This window comes from Candidatus Neomarinimicrobiota bacterium (genome assembly GCA_018647265.1).
Taxonomy (GTDB): domain Bacteria; phylum Fidelibacterota; class Marinisomatia; order Marinisomatales; family TCS55; genus TCS55.
In genome coordinates this window covers 1-7,263 of sequence record JABGTK010000135.1, presented here as the reverse complement: position 1 = coordinate 7,263, position 7,263 = coordinate 1, and the positions used below count along the sequence as shown (strand labels likewise).

Genomic DNA, 7,263 nt, shown 5'->3' with positions numbered 1-7,263 from the left:
AATGTGATATAGATCAAATGTACCAATTCATGTTATTTCAATTTATGTTTGAAACAGAGTATATTCGCAGTGAATAATCTTTTCGAGGAATACATTATGCTTAAAAAACAACTATCATTAATCTCAATTTTTGCTCTAATGCTGTTGGTAGCCTGCGCCACAAAACCGGAAAGTGATGTAGATACACCTGAATATCATTTTAAAGCCGGAATGCGCGCCATCGATAATGGCGATTATCAGCAGGCAATCAAGTCATTTCAACGGTCGGTTGACCTGGACAAGAAATTTGCCATGGGGTATGGCGGTCTCGGATTGGCCCACGCCAATCTGGGTAATAACAAACTGGCCAAGGATCATGCCTCCAAATGCGCCAGTCGCGGATCCAAAGATCCTGCAGCTCTTTCCTTAAGCGGCCAAGTCTGGATTACTATGCGCGATTCAGAGAAAAAGTGGTTTAAACGGGCCGAAGATTACTTAAGAAAAGCGCTCAAAAGAGACAAGGAGCACGAAGGTGCCATGTATTGGTATGGTGTGGCCCATCTTTATAATTACCAATTCGATGAAGCTGAAAGCTATTTTCGGAAGGTAGTTAATAAACGGGGTGACTATGCGGGCAAAGCAGATGCCAAATGGAAACTGTCCCAAAAAATTGTTCGCGCAATGCCTGGAACATCCGTGGGGAAAAAAGTAGCCCTAAAAGAAAGAATTAATAAAGCTGATTTGGCTGTATTGTTTGCGGAAGAATTAAAGATCGGCGTTTTGTTTGACCGTATGCCCGCACAAAATGCAGGCGGATTTCAAACGCCTGGACAAGCAACTCAAACTGCTGTAATCACAACCCCGAATGATGCCAATGGCCACTGGGCAGAAGCATGGATCAAAGATATGATTCGCTACGGTATTATGGATGTTGAACCAGATGGCAATTTTTATCCCGATGATAGGATAACTCGAGCTATCTACGCTATGGCGGTTCAGAGACTCTTAGTTGTTGCCACTCGGGATGAAAGCCTGGAAACACGCTATTTCGGCGAAGCTCAAAGTCGTTTCAGCGATGTACCCAGTAGTCATTTTGCTTACAACGCCATGGCTCTTTGTGCTGAGCGAGGCATTATGCAGGCGGATATGATAACAGGCCGATTTGAGCCAGCAGGTGATGTTACCGGCGCTGATGCTCTTCTAATCATTCGGGCATTGCAGACATCCTTACGGATGACATTTTAAGTCTAATTTTCATTGATGAAAAAAAGGGTCACTCGGGTGGCCCTTTTTGTTTTTAACCCCTGCTGATTCATGTAAATTAAAGCCATGCGGAAGCCCAAAATTCTCCTTTTATTTTTCACTGCTTTCTTTTCAATGCAGTGTGTTGAAACATTAATTACCGTCCGCGTATTCCCTGATGGAAAATACCATATGAAATTCCATACGGAAGGGGATAAAAAAGATGTTTATAACAAAGACTTCAGGGTTCCCATGAAAAACCCATGGGCTTCAGAAATTATTGAAAAGGGAAAAGAAGATAGTAAAGAGACCGTTCACATAATCAATTCCGAAGCTATTTTAATGGGTACCACTTCATTTTATACTGAAAAAGATGGTCCTGCACCCCAACGGCATCCGATTACTATTATAAAAAACGATGGGCTGTTTTCTACGACCTTTACCCTCAACCAATTATTTGAAGGAAGGCGCGTAAGCCAGAAATACCCATTATTGGCTAAATCCATGCAGGATGCTGGCAATGACTCCACCGATAAGATTGTTGAAACAGAAATTATTATGTACTGTTTGCGCATGGGGATGGATGACCTAAAGGAAGAAATGTCCATTGATAATTTATTAAAAGAGCGTATTCTAAATCATTTCCGTGGTGTATTTCATAAAGCGGAAGAAGAAGGCAATTTGTTCGGCGTAATGGACAATGAAGACGATGACAGGGAAAATATATTTTTCCTCCCCCGGGATTTGATTGAAACCAACTTCAGGCCTTTTTCAGATGACCTTCCTAAAAATTTCTCAGTGGCTTGTATGAATGCTATGCTCCCTTTCATCGATGAAGCCAATGTAACGGTGGGCCTTAATGATGATACATTTAAATTTGCCGGAATTCTCCCCGGAGTTATTACCCTCTCCAATGCAGATTCAATTTCTAATGATACATTATGGTGGTCTTTTAATTATGAGGATTTTTTCAATGATGATTATGTCATAGAAGCTGCATCCATTGTCTATCATCCAAAAAGAGTTCAGATGGCTATTGTCATCGGTGCATTGGTCATCCTGATGGGTTTAATTTTAATATCAAGAAAAAGGAATAAATCGTGAAACAATATTTAACATTACTTTTAGCCATTACGTCAATCGCAGTTGCAAAACCAAAATTTACGGATAAACAAATTGCCGCTATGACGCCCCAATATTTCGCGCGGAATCATACGGCGCCCAAACTCATGGGCCTTAAAATTTATATGGATCAAGGACAGCGGGTTTACCATGTAGAAATAAAAGCGGACAGGAACCGCTCTAGCGAAGATCTAAGTTTTGCTGTTTCTGCGCTAGCCAATATGGGGCAGTATGCCAAGAAGCCTTTTAAAAAATATGTAGTCGTTATGCATTATGACGTGCGTGGTAAAGGGACAGATATCTGTGAAGCCAACGCCCGCTGCACAGCTGATTATATGATTCGCAAACAGGTAACATATGACCATTGGTATAAAAAGTGCATCACCTTTACCTCAACATGAGCAACCAATCCTAAAACGAATTTTAATATTTTTGCTGGTTTGGTTCGTTTCCGCACAAGAAATTGATACACTCGATTTCAAAATGCCCAAATTTTCTTTTACGCCCAAGGTGTTCCATCACCCTGCCAGGGTATTGTTTAATTCAAGAGCATTCGAACTAGAGGTATTTACAAAATATCCTCGTGATAAAATTAAATCAGTAAGCCTTTTCTATAAGACCGATACAATATCCCGGCTACGGGAAGTTCCATTTAATCCTCAAGATAAACGCTATGTTTTTCGTTATGATCCAAAGGAAAACCCCGCAGGAAGAATAGTTTATTTTTTCACCGTCTATTTAAAAGATGGCGGTATGTTTGCAACACCTGTGGATAGTTCCGGTCAAATTATGCCTGTTACAAAACACCTTTTAAATCCAGCCGAATATTTTAAAAAGCGGGCATCTTTGAGAAACTAAATTTGACTGCGATTCAAAAACAAATTGATAATTTGCGGAAGCAACTCAATGATCATAATTATCAGTATTATGTGTTAGATGACCCCCATGTTTCTGATAGTGAGTATGATCAATTATTTCGAGATTTGCAAACGCTTGAAACAGATTATCCGGATTTAGCCACCGAAGATTCTCCCACCCGCCGTGTCGGCGCTGAACCACTTTCTGCATTTGGTTCAACTACTCATCGCATGCCAATGCTTTCACTGGCCAATGCCATGGAGGAGGCGGAACTTCACGCATTTGATGAACGCACCAAAAAGGGGCTCGACACTGAGAATAATATTGAATATATGGCAGAACCAAAACTGGATGGACTGGCGGTTGAACTGGTATATGAAAATGGATTATTCACCAATGGTTCAACTCGGGGCGATGGCATCATAGGGGAAAATATTACACAAAATTTAAAAACCATATTAGCAATTCCCCTTTCCTTACGGACCAATAAATTGGATGCGCCAACTTTACTGGAAGTGAGGGGCGAAGTATTTATCCCCAAGGATGGTTTTAAGAAACTGAATCAAAATCAAGAAAAAGAAGGCCTTGCATCCTTCGCAAATCCGCGGAATGCGGCAGCAGGAAGCCTGCGCCAATTAGATTCAAAAATCACTGCCACGCGCCCTCTATCTATTTTTTGCTATGAAGCAGGAACCCTTGATGGCATCTCTTTTTCTACCCACGATTCATTTCTCACTGCTTTAAAAGCATGGGGGTTTCCTGTAAATCCGGAGATCAAAAAGATAAAGAATAGCGCGGAGATGATTTCATTTCATCAAACGCTGGAGAAACGCCGGAATACACTCCCTTATGAAATTGATGGCACTGTTTTTAAGGTAAATTCTTCTTCTGAAAGAAATGCCCTCGGTATCCGCAGCCGATCACCGCGGTGGGCTATAGCAGGGAAATTTAAGGCGCAGCAAGTGACCACTGTGGTGAATGACATTTTGCCCTCCATCGGCCGAACCGGAGCCGTGACACCGGTAGCAAAACTTGAACCTGTGAATGTGGGCGGTGTCGTTGTGACTAATGCAACCCTCCATAACCAGGATGAAATTGATCGTAAAGATGTTCGCATTGGCGATACAGTTTTAATCCAGCGAGCCGGCGATGTGATTCCGGAAGTAGTCAAAGTGATCATGGATAAACGACCAAAAAATACTGAAGCTTACCAATTACCAAAAGAATGTCCCGCCTGTGGCCACGAAGTATTTAGGCCCGAAGATGAAGCGGTGGCCCGCTGCCAGAACCTCTCCTGCCCCGCACAGGTTAAAGGGAGAATTGAACATTTTGTTTCCAAAACTGCCTTAGATATAGATGGTTTCGGTGAAAAATTGGTGGATCAATTAGTGAACAAAAAACTGATTCTTACCGTGGATGATATTTTTAAACTCAGTTATGATGATCTGTTAAACCTGGAACGAATGGCCGACAAATCTGCACAAAATATTCTCGCTGCCATCCAGACTGGAAAGCAAACAACTTTTGCCCGTTTTATTTATGCCCTTGGGATTCGAAATGTAGGTGTACATATTTCTAAAATACTGGAACAAGCTTTTACCGGGGATATTGAAAAATTCATTTCTGCTTCTGTTGAAAATTTAGAAGCTATTGATGAAGTAGGCCCAATCGTTGCTGAAACAATTACCAAATTCTGGTCTGACTGCACTAATGTTGATGTGGTTGAATCGTGCCTTAGCCTCGGGATTCAGTTAGAAAAGGTTGCAGGCCCCAAAAGTAATATTTTAGACGGAAAAACGATTGTTTTTACAGGGGCGCTTACTCAATTCAGTCGCAATAATGCAAAAGAAATGACCGAATCTCATGGTGGCCGTGCCAGCGGTTCTGTGAGTAAAAAAACTGATTATGTGGTGGCAGGGCTCGGGGCTGGATCCAAACTAAAAAAAGCGAAAGATTTGGGAATTCCGGTTTTGACCGAAGAAGAATTTTTAAAAATAATATCATGAAAGAAATAATTAATGAATAAACAAAGACCTTTTGAGGCCTCCTGACCTCAAATCAATGTCAGGAGATTTTGATAATTTTTTATTAATTTCCCCTATGTTAAAACAAATTCTATTCATTTTTCCTATTCTACTATTTGGTCAATCGCCATCCCTTTCATCCATCGAAATTGCCGATGGATTTAAAAAACCACTTTTTATTACCTCATATCCAACGGATTCCAACTTACTATATGTGGTAGAACAAGCGGGACGAATCATTGTTATCGAAAATGGGGAAAAACTTAAACGGCCATTTTTAGATATTAAAAAACAGGTCGTGAACCCAAGCCGCCCTGGAGATGAGCGAGGTCTCCTTGGCTTTGCTTTTCATCCCAATCATACTAAAAATGGAAAATTTTATATCAATTATATGAATAATGATGGCTATACGGTGGTTTCAGAATTCACAGTAAAAAATAAGCAAAGGGCTAACCATTCATCCGAAAGAATTCTATTTGATTTAAAACAGCCCTTTTCCAACCATAATGGTGGCCACATGGCTTTTGGTCCAGATGGATACCTTTATATTTCAATCGGCGATGGCGGTAAAGCTGGTGATCCAAATAATGCAGGGCAGGATCTAAATACTATTTTCGGGAAGGTGATTCGTATTGATGTAAATCAAACACCTTATGGTATCCCAAAATCCAATCCATATTATGGACAGGAAAATAAACGTGGTGAAATCTGGGCATGGGGATTGCGCAATGTATGGCGATTTTCATTCGACCGGAAGAATGGAGATATTTTCTACGGTGATGTGGGACAAAACAAATGGGAAGAAATCAACTATGAGCCGGCAAAAAGTAAAGGCGGTGTGAATTATGGTTGGCGGATTATGGAGGCGCGACACTGTTACAATCCTGAAGATAATTGCAACGAATCTGGCCTAACACAGCCAATCTTGGAATACCCTAACGATGCCAATTATATGCGTACTTTAACAGGAATGGATCAACCTGATGTGGATGGATGTTCTGTCACTGGCGGCTATGTTTACCGCGGTAAAAAAATTAAAGGGCTGCAAGGCACTTATCTATTTGGTGACTACTGTTCCGGGAATGTTTGGTCATTTAAAGTGGAGAATGGGAAAGCAGTTGAGTTCCAAAATAGAACGGAAGAAATCAATCTCGCTGAAGGTGAATTCACTAATTATATTTCATCCTTTGGAGAAGATGCAGATGGTGAATTATATATTATAGATTATAATGGCGGCGTGTATAAAATCATAATCCAAAACTAAAGGAATCTGCTATGGATAAACCTCCCATGAAAATTGACGAAATTCTTGATGATGTGGTATTGCTCGTATTAGATGGACACGATCCATTAAAAGAATTGGGCATCGAAAAAAATAAAATTTATGTGAAAGTAGTGGGTTATGATGAGTATGGCTTATGGGTAGAGCATCCCTCTTTTAAGGTACCGATAATTAAAAAGGGGAAATCAACGAGAGAAAAAAAAGTGACCGCTTCTATGTTAATTCCCTGGGGATTTATAGCTTCTGTGGTTCACTTCCCAGGTGTCGAAGGATTTGATTTCCCATTTCCATTTGATACCCCAATCGGGTTTGATGTTGAGGATAAATGACGCCTGCCATATCAATTCGGAATCTTAAAAAAAGCTACGAAGATACAGTCGCCCTTAAAGGAATTGACTTAACCATTGGTGATGGAGAATTTTTTGGACTATTAGGACCCAATGGCGCCGGAAAAACGACCACAATAAATATTCTCACAGGTCTCGTAAGAAAAAATGAAGGTAACTCTGAAATCTTTGGAAAAGACACGGTTAAAGATTATCGGTTTACCCGCTCACAAGTGGGCATCTCTGCCCAAGAGTTCACCCAAGATTGGTTTTTTCCCTTAGATAAACTGCTATATTTTCAAGCAGGATATTATGGTATTCCCAAAGAAAAGGCGAAAAAGCGAGTGAATGAACTCATCTCTCGCCTCGGCTTAGAAGAAAAACGGGAAGCCCGCTTAAGACAACTTTCAGGTGGAATGAAACGGCGTTT

The 7,263-nt window shown here is 40.7% G+C and carries 8 protein-coding genes; all 8 read left to right on the top strand.

Features of this window, described 5'->3' with window-relative positions:
- Positions 1–96 precede the first annotated feature (96 nt).
- On the top strand, positions 97–1,224 hold the full coding sequence (locus tag HN459_08250) for a tetratricopeptide repeat protein (GenBank protein MBT3479436.1): 1,128 nt from the start codon (positions 97–99) through the stop codon (positions 1,222–1,224).
- 84 nt (positions 1,225–1,308) lie between these two features.
- Complete coding sequence (locus tag HN459_08245) at positions 1,309–2,325, top strand: hypothetical protein (protein ID MBT3479435.1); 1,017 nt, start codon at positions 1,309–1,311, stop codon at positions 2,323–2,325.
- Complete coding sequence (locus HN459_08240) at positions 2,322–2,744, top strand: hypothetical protein (GenBank protein MBT3479434.1); 423 nt, start codon at positions 2,322–2,324, stop codon at positions 2,742–2,744. Before HN459_08245 ends, HN459_08240 begins: the two co-directional genes overlap by 4 nt.
- Complete coding sequence (locus tag HN459_08235) at positions 2,701–3,201, top strand: hypothetical protein (protein ID MBT3479433.1); 501 nt, start codon at positions 2,701–2,703, stop codon at positions 3,199–3,201. Before HN459_08240 ends, HN459_08235 begins: the two co-directional genes overlap by 44 nt.
- Entirely contained in the window at positions 3,186–5,207 is a 2,022-nt protein-coding gene (ligA, locus tag HN459_08230; GenBank protein MBT3479432.1) for an NAD-dependent DNA ligase LigA, read from the top strand. The genes HN459_08235 and ligA overlap by 16 nt, the downstream gene beginning before the upstream one ends.
- A 94-nt stretch (positions 5,208–5,301) precedes the next feature.
- Positions 5,302–6,489, top strand: a complete 1,188-nt coding sequence (locus HN459_08225; GenBank protein MBT3479431.1) for a glucose dehydrogenase — start codon at positions 5,302–5,304, stop codon at positions 6,487–6,489.
- Between the two features lie 11 nt (positions 6,490–6,500).
- A complete protein-coding gene (locus HN459_08220) occupies positions 6,501–6,836 on the top strand; it encodes a hypothetical protein (GenBank protein ID MBT3479430.1) in 336 nt (111 codons plus the stop codon).
- On the top strand, positions 6,833–7,263 hold a 431-nt coding region (locus HN459_08215), incomplete at its 3' end, for an ABC transporter ATP-binding protein (GenBank protein MBT3479429.1). The genes HN459_08220 and HN459_08215, both read left to right, overlap by 4 nt.

What these genes read in the sequence shown, in the direction of transcription:
- HN459_08250 (MBT3479436.1), top strand. Translation starts at nt 97, where the DNA reads ATGCTTAAAAAACAACTATCATTAATCTCAATTTTTGCTCTAATGCTG.
- HN459_08245 (MBT3479435.1), top strand. Translation starts at nt 1,309, where the DNA reads ATGCGGAAGCCCAAAATTCTCCTTTTATTTTTCACTGCTTTCTTTTCA.
- HN459_08235 (MBT3479433.1), top strand. Translation starts at nt 2,701, where the DNA reads ATGACCATTGGTATAAAAAGTGCATCACCTTTACCTCAACATGAGCAA.
- HN459_08225 (MBT3479431.1), top strand. Translation starts at nt 5,302, where the DNA reads ATGTTAAAACAAATTCTATTCATTTTTCCTATTCTACTATTTGGTCAA.
- HN459_08220 (MBT3479430.1), top strand. Translation starts at nt 6,501, where the DNA reads ATGGATAAACCTCCCATGAAAATTGACGAAATTCTTGATGATGTGGTA.